The following is a 22444-nucleotide window of genomic DNA, read 5'->3' as shown; positions in this document are numbered from 1 at the left end:
ATTGTAAATTCGGAGTGCAAAAATAGAGTTATTTTCAGTAAAAACAATCTTTTTCCGTTAATATGACATTAAAATCGACGAAACTCAGATTTTAACCGTTGAAAAGCATTCTGAAAGCGGTTTTAGTTCTTTTATTAGCTCTGCGATGAGAGAATTTCCCGTTTCTAAATAAAACTCTGAGAAATTAGATTTTCGTTCTTGTAAACTTTCATTGGGAAACAATTCGTTTTGTAGTTGAACGATTCTTTCTAATTGTGAAGTGTGTGCTTTTTTTTCCGCTTTTAGCAATCTTTTTTCAAGATTTTCTAAACCTTTTATTTGTTTTTTCTCTTGAGCATTTACAGCACCAGAAAATGATTTGTCGGTTTTTAATGCGATTTTGTGTAAAGCTTCAAATTGTTTTTTGAGATGTGCTTTTTGCTCAGAAAAATTAATGTTAATTTCAGAAAACTGTTTTGTTTTGGTATCAACTAATGTTTGTTGTTTCAAGAATAATTCTTCCCAACTAATATCAAGTTTAGCTCTTTTTGTTTCTTGCTTTTCATTAATTAAAACCACCGAATTTCGAACCAATAATATTGGGAAAGTTACCTTATGAAAATCGAACATCGCTTTTAGCTCTAACCAATAAGCAATCTCGCCACCGCCACCAATATAAGCTAAATTAGGCAAAATAACTTCCTGATATAAAGGACGTAAAATAACGTTTGGGCTAAATTTTTCTGGATTTGTTTCTACTAAATTTAATATTTCGATTTCAGAAAATTCAATAGTTGTATTATTTACTTTAAAGTTTCCATTTTCATGAATAATACGTTCCCTGAGATTATCTTCGATATAAAAAAGATTTATTTCTCTAGGATTTACCTGAATCGAATAATCTTTAAGTTTAGCAATGCTCTCCAGAACTTTTTTGTTCGAATTTTGATATAATAATTCGTCTTTTACATAAGGTGTAAATTGTTTTTTTAATGCTGCCGAATCTCCATCTAAAATCACCAAACCATATTCTCCAAACAATTCGTTGGCTAAAAACCTGGTTGCATCAGCTAAATTTGAATGTTGCAAATAACTATAAGAAAATAGTTTTTTTAGATATTCAGCATTGTTACTAGAACCCAATTCGGTTTTAAAAACATCAAAGAAAGTCGTTAAATCTTCAATAGATAATCTTCCAACAGGACCTTTAGATTCCTTATTCCATCTGAATTTTTTATCTTTAAAATTAAAGTGGTTTATTTCTTCAAAATCATGATCTTCAGTCGCCATCCAATAAATAGGGACAAAATTATATTTTGGGTAGTTAATTTTTAATTCCTTACATAAATTGATGGTGGAAATAATTTTATATAAAAAATACAGCGGACCAGTAAACAAATTGAGCTGATGACCAGTAGTGATTGTAAAGGTTTTAGTGTCTTTTAGAAGAGTAATATTTTGTTTTGTTAATTCTGAAATCTCAATTTTTGAGTATTGATTTTCTAAGATATCAACTAAAACTTCTCTTTTTTCATTGCTATTGAAATTTTTTCCTTTTTCTTCAACTTGATTTTCAAAATTTTCAATAGTAGGAAAATGATTGTACAACTGCTCTAATTCTGGTTTTTTATCTAAATAATCTGTGATTAATTTAGAAAAATATCCCGATTTTTGATAGCTAATACAGTCAGTTGGCATAATTTATTTTTTTGTAAAAATACTCAAATTTCAGTTTCCAATAAATAAAAATTACCTTTACAAAAATATTTCTTTTGAAAGACCTTCTTCTCATCACACCGCCTTTTACACAACTGAATACACCGTATCCAGCAACGGCATATATAAAAGGTTTTTTGAACACCAAAAACATTTCGGCTTTTCAGATGGATTTGGGAATCGAAGTCATTCTCGAATTGTTTTCTAAAAAAGGATTAGAAGATTTGTTTGCTAAAAGTAGCCAGTCAGATTCTCCAAATATTCAACGAATATTTGCCTTGAAAGACGAATATATAAAAACCATCGATTCTGTTATTGCATTTTTGCAAGGAAATAATCCAACCTTAGCAAGGCAAATTTGTTCAGGAGATTTCTTGCCAGAAGCCTTTAGGTTTGAGCAATTAGACGATATGGAATGGGCTTTTGGGTCGATGGGAATGCAAGACAAAGCCAAGCATTTGGCGACATTATATCTTGAGGATTTATCAGATTTTATTGTCGAATGTATCGATGAGAATTTCGGATTCAGTCGTTATGCCGAACGTTTGGGGCGAAGCGCAAATTCTTTCGATGATTTGTACTCGCATTTGCAAAAGGAACCAACTTATATCGATGCGATTACTTTAAAAATATTAAAAGAAAAAATTGAAGTTGTACAACCCAAATTAGTTTGTATTTCAGTTCCATTTCCAGGAAATTTGTACAGTGCTTTTCGTTGTGCACAGTTTATTAAAAGTCATTTTCCAGAGATAAAAATATCGATGGGTGGCGGTTTCCCAAATACTGAATTACGTTCTTTGACAGATGTTCGAGTATTTGAATTCTTCGATTTTATAACACTTGATGACGGAGAATTACCTATTCAATTGATAGTTGATAATTTACACACGAGCAATAGCGAACTGGCGAAGCAATTAACAATTTCAAACGAATTTAAACGAACATTTTTATTAGAAAACAATCAAGTTGCGTACAAAAATAATACGCTTCAAAAAGACTACAAACAAAGCGAAGTTGGTACACCAGATTATTCGGATTTATTGCTAGATAAATACATTTCGGTTATAGAAATTGCCAATCCGATGCATAGTTTGTGGAGCGACGGCCGATGGAATAAACTCACCATGGCGCACGGCTGTTACTGGGGAAAATGTACTTTTTGCGATATTTCTTTAGATTATATAAAAGTTTACGAGCCCATTCTTGCTAAAACATTAGTAGACAGAATGGAAGAACTCATAGCACAAACTGGTGAAAATGGTTTTCATTTTGTAGATGAGGCCGCACCGCCAGCCTTAATGCGTGAATTAGCCTTAGAAATCATTAAAAGAAAACTCGTTGTTACTTGGTGGACAAACATTCGCTTTGAGAAAAGTTTCTCCCAAGATTTATGTGTTTTACTAAAAGCATCAGGTTGTATCGCCGTTTCTGGCGGGCTAGAAGTCGCTTCCGATAGGTTGTTAGAACTCATAAAAAAAGGGGTAACTGTCGAGCAAGTAGCTCAAGTAACTCGCAACTTTACCGAAGCGGGAGTTATGGTGCACGCTTACCTCATGTATGGTTATCCTACGCAAACTATTCAGGAAACGGTAGATAGTCTAGAAATGGTTCGTCAGTTGTTCGAATTGGGTGTTTTGCAATCGGGTTTTTGGCATCAATTTGCTATGACAGCACATTCTCCAGTAGGAATGTTTCCTGACGAATTTGGTGTAATTCCACAAACGAATGAAATCACTTTTGCTAATAACGACATTCAGTTTGCCGACAAAACAGGAATAAATCATGACCAGTTTAGTTTCGGGTTAAAGAAATCTTTGTTCAATTATATGCATGGAATTTGTTTCGATTATACTTTGCAGGATTGGTTCGATTTTAAGATTCCGAAAACAACTGTAAAACCAGATTTTATATACAATTCACTTCAAAAAGAAGAAAGTTTTAATATAAAACCATCGGCAAAAATAGTTTGGATAGGAGGAAAGCCATTTACAGAAGTTTTTACCAAATCTAAAAAAGGAAACTCTTGGGAAATGATAAAAATGATTTTTCATGACAAAAAAGAAACTTTCGAAATTGATATTGAAAAAGAAAAAGGAGATTGGTTGCTTAAAACTTTAGAAACCATTTCGGTACATAATGATAAAACAAATATTTTTTCAGTATTAAAAACCGATTTCGAAAATAATTTTGACGATTTCGAATTATTTTGGTACTCGAAACCCATAAACACATTAAGAAATTTCGGGCTTTTAGTCCTTTCTTAAAATAAAGTGAATTCTGTAAGTGATTGTTTTATTTTTCAATAAATTAATTTAATAAATGTTAATTTATTACTTTTTTTGATTAAATTTATACTGTTTATTTCCCCAAACTGTATTCTTTGTATGACAAAATTCAATAATATTTCTACTTATAAAAAAATTGTATGGTCTAATGTTATATATAGTATAGCTTTTTCACTTTTGTTTTTTTCTTTATATTATTATACTTTACAACAAGAAAAGCAAATTTATAAATCATCGAAAGAGCAGTTTGAGAATGAGGTAAACTCCTTATTGATTCTTAATTCCGAATCTAATATATCTACCATAACCGATATTACTTATTGGGACGAACTGGTAAATTTTATTCAAACGAAAGACGAAAAATGGTTCGAATCATCAATAGCAGCATCGCTTAGCGTTTATAAGGTCGATTATCTTGTGGCGTATGATTTGCAGACCAATCCTGTTATGAAAGCTTCTACAGATAAAGTAAAATTAGATAATTTTATACCTAAAGAAGTTTTTCCAAAATTATATAAAGACAAATTATTAAAATTTTATATTAAGCTACCTCAAGGAATGGTCGAAGTTTATGGGGCTACAATTCACCCATCAAACGATCCGTTAAAAAACAAAACAAAACCTTCGGGATATTTTTTTATGGTTCGGGTTTTAGACGATGTCTATTTTAATAAACTAGAAAAAATAAGCAGTTCAGAAATTAGTTTTTTAGCTGTAAATGATACTGTTATCGATAATAATTCGATAATAAAAACCACTAATTTATTAGATTGGAAGGGGAATGCTATCGGAAAACTAAGTTTCAAACGAAATTTAAAAGTCGATTTCGGGTCTACAAAAAATATACTTTATATCATTTTTGTAGCCTTTTTAATAGGTATGTTTTTGCGCTTTTATTTTACAAAAAAATGGATTCATGAACCACTAAAATTAATTACTCGAGTTCTAGAAACAGGAAACAAAAAAGCAGTTAAATTATTAAAAAGTAGCTCGACCGAATTTGGACATATAGGAAATATGTTTGAAGAAAATATAAAACAAAAACAACAGCTCGAATTTTCTAAGCAAAAAGCAGAGGAAAGTGATAACTTAAAATCGGCATTTTTAACCAACTTGTCGCACGAAATAAGAACACCAATGAATGCCATTGTTGGGTTTTCGGATTTGCTAAATAATAAAAATCTAAGCGATCAAGAACGACTAGAATACTTAGGAGTAATTACACAAAGTGGTAGTAATCTGGTTTCTATAATAGATGATTTGGTCGAAATGTCTAAGATTGATGCCAAACAGATTACGCCAAATTATACCAGTATAAATCTAGAATCTTGTTTGAACGAATTGTATAATCAAATAAAAATTACAATTCCTAAAGGAAAAACAATCGATTTTGAGTTAATTAAAGCTGAAAACCCAATTGCAAATAGAATATTAACAGATGAAATTAAACTAAAACAAATTATAATAAACTTAATTACAAATGCAATCAAATTTACCGAAGAAGGATTTGTTACTTTTGGATATGAAGCAAACATCGAAAATTCGACAATCTCATTTACAATAAATGATACAGGATTAGGAATTGATGATGCACATCAGGAAATAATTTTTGATCGATTTAGAAGAATCGATGGTGATTATGCAATAAAAGTGGGTGGTCTGGGATTAGGGTTGGCAATTTCTAAAGCCTATATCGAAATGTTAGGAGGAACAATTTCACTTCAATCTAAAGTTGGTGTAGGATCTAGATTTTTATTTACAATACCACTTGTTTTCGACAAAAAAGAATCAAATATTCCATTGCCAATAATCCAACAATTTGTCGAAGAAACAAACGGAAACGAAACAATTTTAGTAGCTGAAGATGATAATATTAATTTTTTATTACTCGAAAAAATCATGCAACTAAAAAACTACAAAATAATAAGGGCAAAAAACGGGCAAGAAGCAGTATCTATTTGTAGGGATAATAAAAATATCGATTTAGTTCTGATGGATATAAAAATGCCTATTTTAAGTGGTTACGAAGCTTTAGCCAAAATAAAAGTATTTAGCCCAGAGCTTCCAATCATTGCGCAAACCGCTTATTCTTCTTCTGAAGATCAAGAAAAAATGAAACAAGCTGGTTTTGTAAACTATATTACTAAACCAATAAACAAAGAAAAATTATTTCAAATTATTGCAGAAACATTAGCGTAAATTAATTTAAAAGTCAAAAATGTAAATGACAAAAAAAATATTTTTTATAGCTAATTTACTATTATTTTCATTCGATTGTTTTTCGCAAGAAAGTAATGTTGTATTGGATACTATTTTGCAAGAAAAAGAACAAAAATGGGATGCATCGTTAGAGGTTGTAAGTCGTTACATTTGGCGAGGACAATCTTACGGCGGAAATAATATAACTGTTCAGCCGGCAATAAATTATGAAATAACTAAAAGACTGACTTTTGGTTTTTGGGCAAGTACAAATTTTCAAAAAGAGTATTATTTTCCAGATGGGTCAATTACAAATAGTTATCAGGAAATAGATTTAAGCCTGACTTACGAGATAAATAAATACCTAAAAATTCAGGTTTACGATTATTATTGGCCAACTGTCAGGAAAGTTGATGGCGTAAGCAATAATTACTTTAACTACGGAAATGATGGTGTGCAAAGTGTTGATGCCAATTTACTTTTCGATTTTTCAGACATATGGAAACCAGTCAAAGCGACAATTAGTACTCTTCTTGTAGGAAATGATTTTAAGTATGATAGTTACGGAAACAATCCAAAACAAAATTTCACAACCTATATTGAAGTGGGTTATTCTTTCGAAAATATTTTTGAAAAAGTATCTAAAAAAACATTTCAAAATATCAATATAGAACCAGCAATAGGAGCAGTGCTAAACAATCAGGCGCAATATTATTCTGCAGGCGATTACAACAAACCTTCATTTATAAATTTAGGAATAAAAGCGACTCACGAATTAGAATTAAATGAGCATTTTTTATTTCCCATTTCCCTGAATTATATTTATAATGCTTCAATAGAGAATACAGAGCAATTTGGCAGAAATTTTATTGCTTTAGGAATAAAACTTAATTATCAATAAAATTTATCATTTATCATGTTAAATATCTAACTGAATTTAGTTATATTTATGATTATTAGTTAATTATGATAGTAAAATTTAACAACAAACGACGACTTGTAACAACTTATTCTAAAGTTGTATTCGTTCTATTTATTGTAACCATTGGGTTTTCGATACTTTTTTTCTCACTTTATTATTACACATTAAGACAGGAAAAACAAATTTATAACAATTTTGTTGCACAGTATAGAAACGAAATGAAGTCACTAAATGACCTAAATGCGGAATCATACATATCCGTAATTAGCGATATTACTTATTGGGACGAGTTTGTAAATTTTACAAAAACAAGAGATTTAAGTTGGTTTAATCGTTCGGTAGCAAATATTTTAGACACTCACAAAATAGATTATCTTTCTGTTTATAATGACAAAGGAGTTTTTATTACTAGCGTTTCGGACACTAAAATTAAGTCTAAAGACATAATCCCAAAAGAAGTTCTCACTAAGCTGTATGAGAAAAAAATAGATAAATTTTACATGAAAATTCCTGAAGGAATTGCCGAAGTTTATGGTGCTACGGTACAACCATCTGATGATCCGTTTAAAAATAAGTATCCACCAGCAGGTTATTTTTTTATGATTAGATTGTTAGATGATAACTATTTTGTGAATCTAGAAAAAATAAGCAGTTCTAATATTAATTTTCATGATGATAAAGACAAAATAGAAGACAAACTAGTTTATAGCTTAATCGAACTAAAAGATTATAATGGAAAAACTGTAGCAAAATTATTGTTTAATAGGATTTATAAAGTCGATTTTAGGATTACAAAAAACATCTTATTAATTTTTGTTTTCGCTTTTTTAATATCACTTTTTATATTTCACTATTACGCTGTAAAATGGGCAAAAAAACCTATAAAATTAATAAAAAAAGTACTGGAAAATGGAGATGAAGGCGCTATAAATTCGCTTAAAAATATTAAAGGAGAATTCAGATATATAGGAAAACTTTTTGAAGAGAATCAGAATCAAAAACGACAACTTCAAAAATCTAAACAAAAAGCAGAAGAAAGTGATAAGCTAAAAACAGCTTTTTTAACCAATCTTTCTCACGAAATAAGAACACCAATGAATGCCATTTTGGGCTTTTCGGATTTGTTAGATAGTGAAGATATTTCGAAAGCTGAAGAAATCGAATACAGAAAAATAATTAATAAAAGCGGAAAAAATTTAGTTTCAATCATTGATGATTTGGTAGAAATGTCAAAAATTGATGCCAATCAGATAGAAACGAGATATACCGATTTCGATTTAGACGAGTGCGTGCAAAATGTAGTAAATGAAATTAAAAAAACCATTCCCAAAAACCAACAATTGGAAATTAAAATAGAAAAATCTAAAAACGGATTGTCTAAAAAAATAATAACCGACAAACCAAAATTAGTACAAATACTAACAAATTTGCTGTCTAATGCTGTAAAATTTACCGATAAAGGAAGTATAGTTTTATTTTACGATATAGATTCTCAATCATCAATGATTAGCTTTTATGTTATCGATTCGGGAATAGGAATAGAGAAAGATAGTTACGAAAAAATATTTAAAAGATTTATAAAAATCGAAAATGACCACTCTATAAGAGGTGGAGGATTAGGGTTGGGACTTACATTAACAAAAGCGTATATAGAATCATTGGGCGGACAAATTTCGTTAGAATCGGAGTTTGGAGTAAGCTCGACATTTAAATTCTCGATTCCATTAATATTAGATAAAAATGATGCGCCACAAAACGAAAATGTTTTTGATGAATATTTACCAAAAAATGAATCAGTAACAACCATTTTAGTTGCCGAGGATGATAATTTTAATTTTTTACTAATTGAAAAAATTTTAAAAACAAAAAACTACAAAATAATTCGTGCCGAAGATGGTGAAAAAGCGGTCGAAATCATATCAAACAATAACGATATCGATTTGATATTGATGGATATAAAGATGCCAAAGCTTTCTGGTCATCAAGCTTTTGAAATCATAAAAAAAATGAGACCCAAGTTGCCTGTTATTGCCCAAACTGCTTTTACGTCGAGCGATGAAGTAGAAAAGATTTTCAAAAGTGGATTTTCAGGATATATATCTAAACCTATAAAAAAAGACTTGCTTTATCAGATGATAGAAAAATTATCATTTCCGTTATAACATAATTTCTAATTTAGGTAAGTTATTTCACGAAGATGCGCAAAGGTTTCACAAAGACACACAAAAATAATTTAAAAGAAAATATAATGAAAAAGACTTTGTGAATGAATCTCTGTGGAACAGAAAAATAGAGTCTTCAATATTTTAAAATTCTACTACACTAAATCGAAACCCGATTCCGTGTAAGTTTTCGATAGAAATCCCGTTTTCATTTACCAATATTTTTCGCAAACGAGAAATAAAAACATCAAGACTTCGTCCCATAAAATAATCATCGTCGCCCCAAAGGGATTTTAGGATTTCTTCCCGTTTTAAAACCACATTCTTATTGTCTAAAAATAGTTTTAGAAGTTCAGATTCTCTTTCTGTTAGTTTTATTTTTTCATTTTCATTAAAAATCACATAGTTTTTAGAGTCAAACTGGTATTTGCCAACAGTGTAAAAGCTTTTTTCTTCGAAATTATTTTTTTGAGAACGTTTTAAGAAAATTTCAATTTTTAGTAATAATTCTTCAATACTAAACGGTTTTACCAGATAATCATCGGCTCCTAATTTTAATCCTTTTATACGATCTTCCTTCAGCGTTTTTGCCGAAAGAAATATAATGGGAATATCAGAATTAGATTTTCTAATGGCTGTTGCCAACTCAAATCCATCAATTTTTGGCATCATAATATCTAAGATACAAATGTCGAAAGTATTGTTCTTGAAGGTTTCTAAAGCGATTTGCCCGTCATTACAATGCGTGATTGTATAGTCGTTTTGTTCCAAATTATCTTTGGTCAAAAAAGCTAAAGTTTCGTCGTCTTCGGTATAAAGTATTTTAAAATTAGCCATTATACGGGTTGCATTTGTACTGAAATTGTGATTCCTTTTTCAGTATTGTTTTTTATAAACACCTTCCACTCGTGCAAAGTACAAACTTTTTTTACATAATATAATCCTAGACCAAAACCGTTTATTTCATGACTTTTTTTGCTCGGAATTCGATAAAATTTATCAAAAACAAAAGGTATGTTTTTTTCTGAAATTCCAGTTCCATTATCAATAAATTGTAATAGTAAATGGGTTTTTGTCATAGAAATTTGTACAGTAATTTCAGGTTTGTCATCAGAATATTTTATTGCATTTTCAATAATATTATAAACTAAATTAGAGAAATGAAACTCATCAGCATAAATAAAAACAGATGGTAAAATTGTTTTTATTTTAATATCAGCAGTTTCATATTTTAGTTTTATATTTTCAATAACTTCATTAATAATTGGTATAAGTTCTAGTTTTTGTTTTTCTAACGTCATAGGAATATTGTCCCATTTTGCGATATTCAAAATTTTCCCGATATGATTATTTAGTTTATTACTTTGGTTAATGATAATTTGAGTATATTTTTCTAGTTTTTCATCGGTTTTAATGTTCTCTTGTTGCTTCAAATAATTGGAAGCAATCAGTATAGACGATAATGGCGTTTTAAACTCGTGTGTCATATTATTGATGAAATCACGTTGCAATTCAGAATATTTTTTTTGCTGAATAATTGTGTAAATAGAATAAACATAAACCAACAAAACTACGATTAATGCTATCGATAATATGAACCAAAATCGCAAAGAATTAAATAGATAAGATGTTTCACTTGGAAAACGAATCGAAAAATAGTAAATCAGATTTTTGTGTTTTGGGAAATAAATAGAAACATTTTTTGGGGTTTTATTAGTTGCCGAAACATAATTTCCATACACCATTTCGTCACTTTGGCAATTGTACATCGCATATTCGAAATCGGTGTTGAGGTTTGCTTTTTTAAATTCAGATTTCAGGTAAAACTCTAAAATTTCTGCCTGAAAATCATTATCAACATTTACAACATAATAATCATTTGCTATTTTTTTGATGGGATTTTCAACAGGTAATTCATGATTTGTGCCTTCATACAAGTGCTTTACAACTTCTAGCAAAGCGATATGTACTTTTTGCGAAAATTTCTTTTCTTCGAGCGTAAATGCTTGTTTTGTCCACAACAATTGCGCTATAAGAATTCCAATAGTAGCAATAAGTCCAAGAACTATAACGGTATTTAATTTGTTTGTTTTCAATTGTGGGTTGCATTTTTATCTTTTCAAATTTACTTAAAAAATAGATTCAAAATTACTGTTAACAAGTCATTAACAAACATTTGAAATTGGTTAACAAGAGGTAAGCTTTTCTTGGGCTACTTTTGGATTATCAAATTTGACAAACCAATTTATTAATCAATTAAATTTTAAAATTATGAACACTATTAAAACTTCATTTTTGGCATTAACATTAGGATTAATGTCATTTGCAACCGTTTCTGCAATTACTTGGAAAAGCGAAAGTATTGATGTTGGTGAAATTCCACAAGGCAAACCAAAAGCTATTATTTTCGAATTTAAAAACACAGGAAAAACCGATGTGATTATTACAAATGTACAAGGTTCTTGTGGCTGTACTGCTACCGAATATACAAAAGAAGCTATAAAAGCAGGTAAATCAGGTGTTGTAACAGCAACTTATAATGCAGCAAATGTTGGTCCGTTTACAAAAACGGTAACTGTAACCACAAATGCAGATGCAAGCCCAAAAGTTTTAACGTTGAAAGGAACTGTAAAAACTGCTGCAATTCAGGGTTAAATTCTAAATTTAGGTGATAAAAAAACTCCGAAACATAATGTGTTTTCGGAGTTTTCTATATCTAAAATTTGAATTCTAAAATGTTTACGCTGGTTCGCCATATAAATCGAACTCAGTAGCTTCAATGATTTTTATATTTACAAATTCGCCAGTTTTTACATAATGTTTTGTAGCATCTATAAGTACTTCGTTATCTACATCAGGACTGTCAAACTCGGTTCTTCCTACGAAATGTCCACCTTCTTTTCTGTCAATAATACAACGGAAAGTTTGTCCTAGTTTTTCTTGGTTCAAATCCCAAGAAATTTGCGATTGTAAATCCATAATTTCTAACGAACGCGCTTGTTTTACTTCGTCCGGAACATCATCAACTAATTCGTAAGCACTTGTATTTTCCTCGTGAGAATAAGCAAAACAACCCATTCGGTCAAATTTCATTTCCTGAACAAATTCTTTCAGAATCTCGAAATCTTCTTCTGTTTCGCCAGGATAACCAACTATCAGTGTAGTTCGTATTGCCATTCCGGGAACAGCAGCACGGAAATCTTTTAATAATTTTGTCGTTTTTTCTCTTGTAGTTCCACGTTTCATCGATTTCAAAATAGAATCAGAAATGTGTTGCAACGGAATATCGATATAATTACAAATCTTTGGTTCACGTTTCATAATTTCAAGAACATCCATCGGGAAACCAGTAGGGAAGGCGTAGTGCAAACGAATCCATTCGATGCCTTCTACCTTAACCAACGCTTCTAGCAATTCGCCTAACGCACGTTTTTTGTATAAATCTAAACCATAATAAGTCAAATCTTGAGCAATAAGAATCAATTCTTTTACTCCATTTTTTGCCAAACCTTCGGCTTCTTTTACTAGTTTTTCGATAGTTTGCGACACATTTTTTCCACGCATAAGCGGAATAGCACAAAAGCTACAAGGTCTGTCGCAGCCCTCAGAAATCTTTAAGTAAGCATAGTTTTTAGGAGTAGTAGTCAATCTTTCTCCTAATAATTCATGTCTGTAATCAGCACCCAAAGCCTTCAATAAAGCAGGCAACTCGGTAGTACCAAAATATTGGTCTACATTCGGGATTTCTTTCTCTAAATCAGGTCTGTAACGTTCAGATAAACATCCGGTTACGAATACTTTATCAACTAATCCACGTTCTTTTTTGTCAGCATATTCCAAAATTGTATTCACAGATTCTGCTTTGGCATTATCTATAAATCCACAAGTATTTATCACCACAATATTTCCTTCTTCTTCGTGCACCACGTCTTTTCCGCTCGCTTTGAGTTGCCCCATAAGCACTTCGCTGTCATACACGTTTTTAGAACACCCAAGAGTGATTACATTGATTTTATTTTTCTTTAACGATTTGGTTCTCATATACTTAAATTTTGGAGTGCAAAATTACGCTTTTATTTCTTGTATTGCTACGTTTTTTTATTTTTAGGAGCTATTTCCTGCTATCCGTTGCAATCTTGTCTCGTTTAAAAAAAAAACGAGACAAGGATTTCCACTTCTATCAGGGCTAAAAAAAAATAAACCGTCTCGTTTTTAGGACAAGACGGTTTTATCAAATTTGTTTTTTAAAAATTTACAATTCAAAAGCCAATGTTAATGTTAGATTATTCCTTGCAGTATTTATTCTTGCAGCATCAGTCAAACCTTGAGAGAAAAACTGTTGGTTAGCATCTCTTTTCGAAGTTGAATACGCTAAATCTAGTTTTGTATTTCCAAAATTATAACCAATTCCACCAGAATAACCAGTTAAATCGCCAATGGTAGTTCCGTTTTTGTACGGACTTTCTTCAAAATGATAACCACCGCGAAGGCTAAACTGATTTATTTTGTATTCACCACCAATTCTATATTCAGAAGTTGTTCCTTTAGTACTTGAAGCTATATCATTATTTAATGACTGAAAATATTCGTCTTTTTTAGGACTAAATTCTAAATTGCCATAGTTCCTTAAACTATAATCAAAACTAAGTAATCCTCTTTTTCCAAAAACATAAGCAAAACTACCAGTAAGTTTACTAGGCGTTTGTAATTTATAAGCTGGATAAATAACTGTAACATTAGGATCAGCAACGTCATCTGGTAAATTACCAGTAGTGTTTCCGCTCACTGCAGAAAGACTTTGCTGAAGTTCATCATTTAACTTATACCAAGTAGGGGATTGGTATGCTAAACCAAGTCTAAGTTCTTTTATAGGTTTCAGTATAGCGCCTAATTGTAGAGAAAATCCCGAACCATACGTGTACAAATCATTATTGAAAGCAATTTTGTTTACATAATCATTAACTGCTGAAGTGTTATTGTTATTGCTTTCGGTAAATCGATTAGAACGTTTGTAATCTATAAAATGAGTATTTAGATTTATACCTAACATTAATATATCTTTATATTGTGTTGCGCCATTAAAAGTTACTTTGCCATTATAGCCAGTAGCTTCTGTAGTATTTGTTTGGTGATAATTTCCGCCAGGAGCAACTAACGAAGCATAAGCAGTGTTGTTTGGGTTTAGTGGATCAACAGGGTCAATAATATAAGCTGTATATCCTAAATACGCCTGTTGCTCCTGAAAAGTTAGCTCGCTATAATCATATTCAGACCCGTCAACAATGCTTAGTTTTAATCCATTAGCATTATTTAAAAAATAATTGTCAATAGAGTTATTGCTTGTTCCTGCAGAGAATGATGAGTTGTCAAAATTATTTGCGTTTTCGTAATTTATTGCAATAGAGAATTTTCTCCAATCATTATTTTCGCGATTATTTTCAAAAACAAAAACCGCTCCCGCTTGGTTTAAATCGAGTGAATTGTTGCTCTCGTAAGTTTGTTTTCCAAAATAATTAGACTTGTTTTTTGTATTAAGATTACTTGCTGTAACGCTTATTTGATTGTTAGCAAAAACTACCGAACCAGCAGGGTTTACATTTATCGCAGACAAATCGCCACCCAATGCGCCAAAAGCACCACTCATTGCTCTAAAACGAGCCGTTCCGTTAATGTTATCTTGAGCGTATCTGTAAGCATCGGAAACCTCTTGCGCTTGCATTGTAGAAAAACAAAGTGTGATTGCAAAAAGAGAAATATACTTTTTCATGTATTTTATTTTTAATGTCAATAAAAAACCAATGCATTTATAAATAGATACATTGGTTGTGTAAATCGTTTTTACCTTCTTCCGCCTGAGCGTCCACCACCAGAAGAACTTCCGCTACTTCCTGATGAGGAAGAAGAACGAGGTGAATCGTAGCTTCTTGGGCTTTCACTTCTTGGAGATTGGTAAGTTCTTGGATTTTCGCTTCTTGGACTAACATTGTTATTACTTCTAGGAGACGATTCGTTTCTAGGAGATTCAGTTCTTGGTCTAGGCGTATTATTATTTGTTCTAGGTTCGTTGTAATTTCCAGAATGGTTCCCAGTTCTCGGCTCTCTTCTAGGTTGAGAAATATTTGTTCTAGGATTATCTATTCCTCCGCTATTACGAGGAGAAACTGATGTGCTATTTCTTCTGTTTGAGGTGTAGTTTCGTCCGCCATTGTTTCCATATCTGTCTGTGTATAAACTCCCTCTTCTTCCGTTACTGTAGGTATAATTGTTTCCGTAATAATTATAATTGTTGTAGCCATAGTAGTTATTGTAACCATAATATCCGCCATAATACGGATTATTCCAGCCCCAACTAGAACCATAATAGCCCCAGTAAGGATTGTACCAACCAGAATTCCATGAGTTCCAACCTAGATAAATACCGCTTCTCCATGGGCTATATCCCCAGTAGTTATTCCAATATCCGTAATTGTTATTTCCCCAATAATTATCGTACACATTTATAGTAATATGATCATTACTATTTTCCCAACTAGAATAACTTTCGGAATTAGAACTTTCATTGTTATTATCGCTCGAATAATTTTCTACATCGGTAAGAACTTCAGTTTGCTCGGTACTATAATTATTAGCATTCGAGCCAAAATAATCTTTGTATTTGTTTACTTCAACCGTTTTAGGCGCTTGTTCTGTGCTTTCTGTAGTTGGTTTTTGTTTTTCTCCACCATATATTCCATCATTGTCATAATATGATTTATTTTGGTAGGAACCACAAGATATAGCGGTCAGACTTAATAATCCAACAATGGATTTAAGGAATGAATTTTTTGTTATAAAATAATAAGTTTTCATAATCTATCAGGTTTTTTATTGTTGGACATAACAAAAATAGTTAGTTTTGTCGAACTATTTTATTTTTTAACATAGGTACAACATTTGTGCCAAACTATTCAAAATGAGCAAGAACTTAACTACAAGAGCAGAAGATTATTCAAAATGGTATAACGAACTGGTTGTAAAGGCTGATTTAGCTGAAAATTCAGGAGTTAGAGGTTGTATGGTTATCAAGCCATATGGTTATGCAATTTGGGAAAAAATGCAAGCAGAATTAGACAGAATGTTTAAAGAAACAGGACACAGTAATGCTTATTTTCCGCTTTTTGTGCCAAAGAGTATGTTTGAAGCTGAAGAAAAAAATGCAGAAGGATTTGCAAAAGAATGTGCCATTGTTACACATTACAGATTAAAAAATGATCCTGACAAACCGGGAAAGCTAATGGTCGATCCTAATGCAAAATTAGAAGAAGAATTGATTGTTCGTCCTACTTCTGAAGCGATTATTTGGAGCACTTACAAAGGTTGGATTCAATCCTATAGAGATTTACCGTTATTAATAAACCAATGGGCAAACGTAGTGCGTTGGGAAATGCGTACCAGATTATTTCTTCGTACTGCCGAATTTCTTTGGCAAGAAGGGCATACTGCTCATGCAACCAGAGAAGAAGCTATTGAAGAATCTGAAAAAATGATGCAAGTTTATGCCGATTTTGCTCAAAACTTTATGGCAATACCAGTTATTAAAGGTCTAAAAACCGAAACAGAACGTTTTGCTGGAGCCGAAGAAACGTATTGTATTGAAGCTTTAATGCAAGATGGGAAAGCTTTACAAGCGGGAACTTCCCACTTTTTAGGTCAAAATTTTGCTAAGGCTTTTGATGTAAAATTCGCAAATGCCGAAGGAAAACAAGAATATGTTTGGGGAACTTCTTGGGGAGTTTCTACACGTTTGATGGGTGCATTAGTCATGACACATTCTGACGATAACGGATTGGTTTTGCCTCCAAATTTAGCGCCAATTCAAGTGGTAATTGTGCCAATTTTTAAAACTGATGAAGAGTTCGAAAAGATTTCGGCTGTTGCCAATGATTTAGTTGCACAATTCAAAAAACTAAATATTTCAGTTAAATTTGATAACAGAACCACTCAAAAACCAGGATTCAAATTTGCAGAATGGGAATTGAAAGGAGTTCCTGTTAGAATTGCTATTGGTCCAAAAGATTTAGAGAATGGAACTTTCGAGATTGCTCGTCGTGATACTTTAACAAAAGAAGTAAAATCGGCTGATGGCATAGCAAGATACATAAGTGACTTGTTAGAGCAAATTCAAAGTGATTTATTCAACAAAGCATTAAATTATAGAGATACACATATTACTGAAGTTTCTGATTTTGAAGAATTTAAAGCAATTCTTGAGAATAAAGGTGGATTTATTTCAGCTCATTGGGACGGAACACCAGAAACAGAAGAGAAAATAAAAGAACTAACAAAAGCAACAATTCGTTGTATCGCATTGGATAGAAAAGAGGAATCGGGAAGCTGTATGTTTACTGGAAAACCTTCTACTGGAAGAGTACTTTTTGCAAAAGCTTATTAAAATAAAATAAAATATTGCAAAAAATGTTATTTGACTATTGCGAGAATAAAAAATAGTTGTATTTTTGCACTCGCATTACAAAATAATGCAATGGCCCGTTCGTCTATCGGTTAGGACGCATGGTTTTCATCCATGTAAGAGGGGTTCGATTCCCCTACGGGCTACATAAATTATTGAGGTTACAAAAGTCTAAGGCCCGTTCGTCTATCGGTTAGGACGCATGGTTTTCATCCATGTAAGAGGGGTTCGATTCCCCTACGGGCTACAATTAGTTGTAAATAAGTTTTGTAAAATTCAAACTTGGTGTCTCGAGTTTTTATTTTATTAGTTAAAACCAAAGTGGTCGTTTAAATGATTGTGGGAGGTTTTTCTTTTTTAACTGATAGTTTATAAATAATTATTACAATTAAAAAAATCAAAGAAAATGGCAAATCATAAGTCAGCTTTAAAAAGAATTAGAAGCAACGAAAAGAAAAGAGTGTTAAACAGATACCAACACAAAACAACTCGTAATGCAATCAAAGCATTAAGATTGTCAACTGTGAAGGCTGATGCTTCTGCAAAATTATCAAACGTAATCTCTATGATTGATAAATTAGCTAAGAAAAACATTATACACGATAACAAAGCATCAAACTTAAAATCTAAATTAACTAGATTCGTTTCATCTTTGTAATACTATCTGTGTTCAAATTTTAAAAAAAAGCCCCTTTTTTAGGGGCTTTTTTTATGATTTTAATTTTCGGTTAATGTAAGTAAAACGTTAACTTATCCACTTCAAAATTAAAGAGATAAAAGAATACTATGATTTATGTATTTTTTTATGTACTTTTGCACCCACAAAAAAACACAGATGGAATCTATTAGAAACATTGCAATTATTGCTCACGTCGATCACGGTAAAACTACTTTGGTTGATAAAATCATGTATCACTGTCAACTATTTCGTGATAACGAAAACACAGGTGATTTAATTCTAGACAACAACGACTTAGAGCGTGAAAGAGGAATTACAATTACATCTAAAAACGTTTCTGTTATTTACAAAGGAACAAAAATTAATATTATCGATACTCCTGGTCACGCCGATTTTGGTGGAGAAGTAGAAAGAGTATTGAATATGGCTGACGGAGTTTGTCTGCTTGTAGATGCTTTTGAAGGACCAATGCCACAAACACGTTTTGTATTGCAAAAAGCTTTAGATTTAGGTCTAAAACCTTGCGTAGTTATCAATAAAGTAGATAAAGAAAACTGTACTCCTGAAGAAGTTCACGAAAAAGTTTTCGACTTAATGTTCGAATTAGGTGCTGAAGAATGGCAGTTGGATTTTCCAGCAGTTTATGGTTCGGCTAAAAACAACTGGATGTCTGATCATTGGGAAAACGTAACGGATAATGTAGAAGCATTATTAGATATGGTTATCGAAAATGTACCAGCTCCTAAAGTTTCTGAAGGAACACCGCAAATGTTGATTACCTCTTTAGATTTCTCAGCCTTTACAGGTCGTATCGCGATTGGACGTTTAGAAAGAGGTGTTTTGAAAGAAGGTATGCCAATTTCATTAGTAAAAAGAGATGGTACTGTATCTAAATCTAAAATTAAAGAATTACACACTTTTGAAGGTCTTGGACGTAAAAAAGTAGAACAAGTTATTGCTGGAGACATTTGTGCAATTGTTGGTGTTGAAGGTTTTGAAATTGGTGACACTATTGCTGATTTTGAAAATCCAGAAGGATTAGCTTCTATTGCTATCGATGAGCCAACAATGAGCATGTTGTTTACAATTAATGATTCTCCTTTCTTTGGTAAAGAGGGTAAATTTGTAACTTCTCGTCATATTAGAGATCGTTTGACAAAAGAATTAGAGAAAAACTTAGCAATGAAATTGGGTGAAACTGATTCTGCTGATAAGTTTATGGTTTTTGGTCGTGGTGTACTTCACTTGTCTGTTCTTATTGAAACCATGAGAAGAGAAGGGTATGAGTTACAAATCGGTCAGCCACAAGTTATTATCAAAGAAATTGATGGTAAAAAATGTGAGCCTATTGAAGAGCTAACAATCGATTTACCAGAAACTCTTTCAGGTAGAGCGGTAGAGTTTGTTACTTTACGTAAAGGAGAAATGCTTTCTATGGAAACCAAAGGTGAGCGTATGATTATCAAATTTAATATTCCATCACGTGGAATTATTGGATTGCGTAACCAATTACTTACTGCTACAGCTGGTGAGGCTATTATGGCACACCGTTTTATAGGATATGAGCCTTACAAAGGAGAAATTTCTGGACGTAACAAAGGTTCATTAATTTCTATGGAAAAAGGAAAAGCTATTCCTTATTCTATCGATAAATTACAAGATCGTGGTAAATTCTTCGTTGAGCCAAATGCTGAGATCTATGAAGGTCAGGTAATTGGAGAAAACTCTCGTGGTGATGATATGTGTGTAAACGTAACTAAAGAGAAAAAACAATCTAACGTTCGTTCATCTGGAAATGATGAAAAAGCAAGAATCATTCCACCAATTATTTTCTCTTTGGAAGAAGCTTTAGAATACATTCAAAAAGATGAATATGTTGAGTGTACACCAAAATCTATTCGTTTGAGAAAAATCCATTTGACAGAAACTGATAGAAAAAGATTTAAAATCTAATTGATTTTATTTATATAAATAAAAAAGCCATTCTTTACGAATGGCTTTTTTTATGGAGTTTGGTTTACGTTGTCAGTCTGAGCGAAGACATATTTATAAATCAATTATTTTTTAAATGAATTTTTTATTCGATTTCTAATTTTATGAAATTTTTTATGATTTTGATTTGGATATTGTCGGTTTGAAGTGATATTGTTGAAAATTAAAGCAACAACAAATAAAATTAATACACCACTCAAAACAGGTGAAAGAACATACCAAAAGTCAAGATTTTTAATTTCTGCAGAACCAGTTACTGCTATCAAAGCAGTTGCTCCGCCCGGTGGATGCAATGTTTTAGTCACTTGCATCAAAACGATAGAAAGCGAAACAGCAAGTGGCGCAGTTATCCAAATAATATCAGGTACAAATTGCTGAACCGTAACTCCAATAATCGCCGAAACAAGATGACCACCAATAAGGTTTCTAGGCTGTGCCAAAGGACTTTGAATAACTCCATAAACCAATACGCTCGATGCTCCGAAAGAACCAATCAAATACACTACATCTGAATGTGGTAAGGTTTGAGATTGTAAATAAGCAATAATTCCAATGCCCACAAACGAACCAAAAAATGCCCAAAAATGCTCTTTATAATCTACTAAAGTTTCTTTATATAGAATATATTTTGCTTTTCGGTAGTTGCGTTTTATTTTTTGAACTGGCATTTTTTTAATTATTTAGTAGCCGCAGCATAAGTGTAAACGGTATGTGGATATATCATTTTTGCCGTATATTTTGCGACGATGCAAACGATAAAAATCGGTATAAATAGCGAATAATCATTAATAAGACCACAGGTTAGAAAGATTGCAGTAAAAGGAGCGTGAATACTAGCACTCAGCATAGCCCCCATTCCTAAAATCATAAAGTTTAGAGGAATTACATTGGCACCAAAAAAAGTATTTAAACAGATTGCTAATAAAAGCCCGATAAATCCGCCTATAAATATGCTCGGCGCAAAAACACCTCCGTCGCCGCCAGCAGCCAAAGTTGCTGAGGTTGCGATAGGTTTAAAGATTATAATTGCAATAAAAGAGATAGCTAATGATACGGTTAACGTCAAATCATTTGAAAGCAAAATATTTTCCTTAATCTCATGATATCCTTCGCCATACAATTGCGGAAGTAACAATAACGAACTACTCAGAATAATAGAACCAATTATGATTCGGTTCCTGTGTTTCTTAATTTTAGAAAAATGCCTTTTGAATAAAAGAACACATTTGGTAAGATAAACAGAATTCATTCCAGCAATAATTCCCAACAAAATAAAATAGGGAATTGCATGCAAATGCCAACCAGTAATTTTTACTGCAAAAAGAGGTTTTTCGTCTAAAAGATAAATAAAACCCAATGATATTGCCACGGCGATGGTACAAGAAAAAAGAAATGTTTTGGTGATTTTTTTCGAAATAACTTCCCAAGCAAATAATATTCCTGCAAACGGACTAAAAAAAAGTGCTGTAATTCCAGCAGCAACACCCGCGCAAATGAGATCTGTTTTGTGTCTGTTGAATAAATTATCCTTCTCTTGTGCGACCGATCCTATTGTTGCCGAAGCAATTACAGTAGAAACTTCTATTCCTGTCGAACCTCCAAAAACGACTGTAATTAATCCGTTGATAAAGTGAGATGGAATTTTATAAATAGGCAAACTATTTTTGCGTTGTGCTGTAGTATCAAAAATTTCTTTGATGCCTTTATTCTCTTTTTTCTGAAATAAATAATGTCTTAAAAAATAAATTACCGATAATCCAAAGACAGGAAAAACAATCATTAAAAACCAGTTAATTGAAGCCTTGTGGAAGAAAATTTCTTCATAATGTTCCGTTAGTCGTTTTAAAGAAATAGCAAGAAAAGCACTTAAAAAACCAATTAAGAGAGAAACAACGGCAAGTTTTCGGTACTTTATTAAATGATAATTTTTCTTAATTCGAGCAGTTTTGTTCATCTGAGAAATGTTTACTTTTATCCGTGTATTACAAACTTAAAGAAAGAAACTCAAACTTGAATGGAAACTAGATGTAATAATAAAGTTTTATGATTCCTTTAAGAATA

Annotated in this window: 16 protein-coding genes and 2 tRNA genes; 10 read left to right on the top strand and 8 right to left on the bottom strand. The window is 31.8% G+C overall.

The annotated features are described in order from the left end of the window. Positions 1–84: 84 nt before the first annotated feature. Positions 85–1677: a bacillithiol biosynthesis cysteine-adding enzyme BshC gene (gene bshC, locus BM053_RS00770; protein ID WP_091472898.1), complete on the bottom strand. Its 1593-nt coding sequence runs from the start codon at positions 1675–1677 to the stop codon at positions 85–87. 74 nt (positions 1678–1751) lie between these two features. Between bshC and BM053_RS00765 the strand changes: the two genes are divergently transcribed. The 4 genes from BM053_RS00765 (at position 1752) to BM053_RS00750 (ending at position 9263) form a co-directional block, all read left to right on the top strand. Then, positions 1752–3959 carry a B12-binding domain-containing radical SAM protein gene (locus tag BM053_RS00765; protein ID WP_091472897.1) on the top strand — a complete coding sequence of 736 codons (2208 nt, stop codon included), beginning with the start codon at positions 1752–1754 and terminating at the stop codon, positions 3957–3959. 120 nt (positions 3960–4079) lie between these two features. Then, positions 4080–6179 carry an ATP-binding protein gene (locus BM053_RS00760; protein ID WP_091472894.1) on the top strand — a complete coding sequence of 700 codons (2100 nt, stop codon included), beginning with the start codon at positions 4080–4082 and terminating at the stop codon, positions 6177–6179. A 25-nt stretch (positions 6180–6204) separates the two neighbouring features. After that, on the top strand, positions 6205–7080 hold the full coding sequence (locus BM053_RS00755; protein ID WP_091472891.1) for a hypothetical protein: 876 nt from the start codon (positions 6205–6207) through the stop codon (positions 7078–7080). A 239-nt stretch (positions 7081–7319) separates the two neighbouring features. Then, on the top strand, positions 7320–9263 hold the full coding sequence (locus BM053_RS00750) for a response regulator (protein ID WP_167357261.1): 1944 nt from the start codon (positions 7320–7322) through the stop codon (positions 9261–9263). A gap of 144 nt (positions 9264–9407) precedes the next feature. Here BM053_RS00750 and BM053_RS00745 read toward each other — a convergent pair whose 3' ends face one another. Together BM053_RS00745 and BM053_RS00740 are read right to left on the bottom strand one after the other, a co-directional pair. Then, positions 9408–10100, bottom strand: a complete 693-nt coding sequence (locus tag BM053_RS00745; protein ID WP_091472883.1) for a response regulator transcription factor — start codon at positions 10098–10100, stop codon at positions 9408–9410. Beyond that, positions 10100–11359 (bottom strand): sensor histidine kinase, encoded by a 1260-nt coding sequence (locus tag BM053_RS00740; RefSeq protein ID WP_167357260.1) that lies wholly within the window; start codon positions 11357–11359, stop codon positions 10100–10102. The genes BM053_RS00745 and BM053_RS00740 overlap by 1 nt, the downstream gene beginning before the upstream one ends. Positions 11360–11534: 175 nt before the next feature. On the opposite strand from BM053_RS00740, the gene BM053_RS00735 reads away from it, so the two are divergent. After that, positions 11535–11918: a DUF1573 domain-containing protein gene (locus BM053_RS00735; RefSeq protein ID WP_091472880.1), complete on the top strand. Its 384-nt coding sequence runs from the start codon at positions 11535–11537 to the stop codon at positions 11916–11918. Positions 11919–12002: 84 nt separating this feature from the next. On the opposite strand, the gene rimO is transcribed toward BM053_RS00735, so the two are convergent. The 3 genes from rimO to BM053_RS00720 all read right to left on the bottom strand — a co-directional run bounded on the left by rimO (position 12003) and on the right by BM053_RS00720 (position 16112). Then, positions 12003–13304, bottom strand: a complete 1302-nt coding sequence (gene rimO / locus BM053_RS00730; RefSeq protein WP_091472877.1) for a 30S ribosomal protein S12 methylthiotransferase RimO — start codon at positions 13302–13304, stop codon at positions 12003–12005. 211 nt (positions 13305–13515) lie between these two features. Then, positions 13516–15030 (bottom strand): OmpP1/FadL family transporter, encoded by a 1515-nt coding sequence (locus BM053_RS00725; RefSeq protein WP_091472874.1) that lies wholly within the window; start codon positions 15028–15030, stop codon positions 13516–13518. A 71-nt stretch (positions 15031–15101) separates the two neighbouring features. Next, positions 15102–16112 (bottom strand): hypothetical protein, encoded by a 1011-nt coding sequence (locus BM053_RS00720; protein ID WP_091472871.1) that lies wholly within the window; start codon positions 16110–16112, stop codon positions 15102–15104. A 103-nt stretch (positions 16113–16215) separates the two neighbouring features. Between BM053_RS00720 and proS the strand changes: the two genes are divergently transcribed. From proS to typA, 5 genes are all read left to right on the top strand, one after another. Next, positions 16216–17694, top strand: a complete 1479-nt coding sequence (proS, locus tag BM053_RS00715; protein WP_091472869.1) for a proline--tRNA ligase — start codon at positions 16216–16218, stop codon at positions 17692–17694. 92 nt (positions 17695–17786) lie between these two features. Further along, positions 17787–17858: transfer RNA gene (locus tag BM053_RS00710), tRNA-Glu, on the top strand. A gap of 29 nt (positions 17859–17887) precedes the next feature. Beyond that, a tRNA-Glu gene (locus BM053_RS00705) sits at positions 17888–17959 on the top strand. Positions 17960–18118: 159 nt separating this feature from the next. Next, on the top strand, positions 18119–18370 hold the full coding sequence (gene rpsT, locus BM053_RS00700; RefSeq protein ID WP_091472866.1) for a 30S ribosomal protein S20: 252 nt from the start codon (positions 18119–18121) through the stop codon (positions 18368–18370). 177 nt (positions 18371–18547) lie between these two features. Continuing rightward, on the top strand, positions 18548–20344 hold the full coding sequence (gene typA, locus BM053_RS00695) for a translational GTPase TypA (protein ID WP_091472863.1): 1797 nt from the start codon (positions 18548–18550) through the stop codon (positions 20342–20344). A gap of 104 nt (positions 20345–20448) precedes the next feature. Here typA and BM053_RS00690 read toward each other — a convergent pair whose 3' ends face one another. Continuing rightward, the gene (locus BM053_RS00690) at positions 20449–21051 is read right to left on the bottom strand and encodes an HPP family protein (protein ID WP_091472860.1); all 603 of its coding nucleotides are present in this window, start codon (positions 21049–21051) and stop codon (positions 20449–20451) included. An 8-nt stretch (positions 21052–21059) separates the two neighbouring features. Further along, a complete protein-coding gene (locus BM053_RS00685; protein ID WP_091472858.1) occupies positions 21060–22337 on the bottom strand; it encodes a chloride channel protein in 1278 nt (425 codons plus the stop codon). Positions 22338–22444 lie beyond the last annotated feature (107 nt).

The organism is Flavobacterium swingsii (assembly GCF_900111965.1).
GTDB lineage: Bacteria > Bacteroidota > Bacteroidia > Flavobacteriales > Flavobacteriaceae > Flavobacterium > Flavobacterium swingsii.
This window is presented reverse-complemented; position numbering and strand designations above follow the sequence as displayed.

What these genes read in the sequence shown, in the direction of transcription:
- bshC (WP_091472898.1), bottom strand. Translation starts at nt 1,677, where the DNA reads ATGCCAACTGACTGTATTAGCTATCAAAAATCGGGATATTTTTCTAAA.
- BM053_RS00760 (WP_091472894.1), top strand. Translation starts at nt 4,080, where the DNA reads ATGACAAAATTCAATAATATTTCTACTTATAAAAAAATTGTATGGTCT.
- BM053_RS00755 (WP_091472891.1), top strand. Translation starts at nt 6,205, where the DNA reads ATGACAAAAAAAATATTTTTTATAGCTAATTTACTATTATTTTCATTC.
- BM053_RS00750 (WP_167357261.1), top strand. Translation starts at nt 7,320, where the DNA reads ATGAAGTCACTAAATGACCTAAATGCGGAATCATACATATCCGTAATT.
- BM053_RS00745 (WP_091472883.1), bottom strand. Translation starts at nt 10,100, where the DNA reads ATGGCTAATTTTAAAATACTTTATACCGAAGACGACGAAACTTTAGCT.
- BM053_RS00735 (WP_091472880.1), top strand. Translation starts at nt 11,535, where the DNA reads ATGAACACTATTAAAACTTCATTTTTGGCATTAACATTAGGATTAATG.
- rimO (WP_091472877.1), bottom strand. Translation starts at nt 13,304, where the DNA reads ATGAGAACCAAATCGTTAAAGAAAAATAAAATCAATGTAATCACTCTT.
- BM053_RS00725 (WP_091472874.1), bottom strand. Translation starts at nt 15,030, where the DNA reads ATGAAAAAGTATATTTCTCTTTTTGCAATCACACTTTGTTTTTCTACA.
- BM053_RS00720 (WP_091472871.1), bottom strand. Translation starts at nt 16,112, where the DNA reads ATGAAAACTTATTATTTTATAACAAAAAATTCATTCCTTAAATCCATT.
- proS (WP_091472869.1), top strand. Translation starts at nt 16,216, where the DNA reads ATGAGCAAGAACTTAACTACAAGAGCAGAAGATTATTCAAAATGGTAT.
- rpsT (WP_091472866.1), top strand. Translation starts at nt 18,119, where the DNA reads ATGGCAAATCATAAGTCAGCTTTAAAAAGAATTAGAAGCAACGAAAAG.
- typA (WP_091472863.1), top strand. Translation starts at nt 18,548, where the DNA reads ATGGAATCTATTAGAAACATTGCAATTATTGCTCACGTCGATCACGGT.
- BM053_RS00690 (WP_091472860.1), bottom strand. Translation starts at nt 21,051, where the DNA reads ATGCCAGTTCAAAAAATAAAACGCAACTACCGAAAAGCAAAATATATT.
- BM053_RS00685 (WP_091472858.1), bottom strand. Translation starts at nt 22,337, where the DNA reads ATGAACAAAACTGCTCGAATTAAGAAAAATTATCATTTAATAAAGTAC.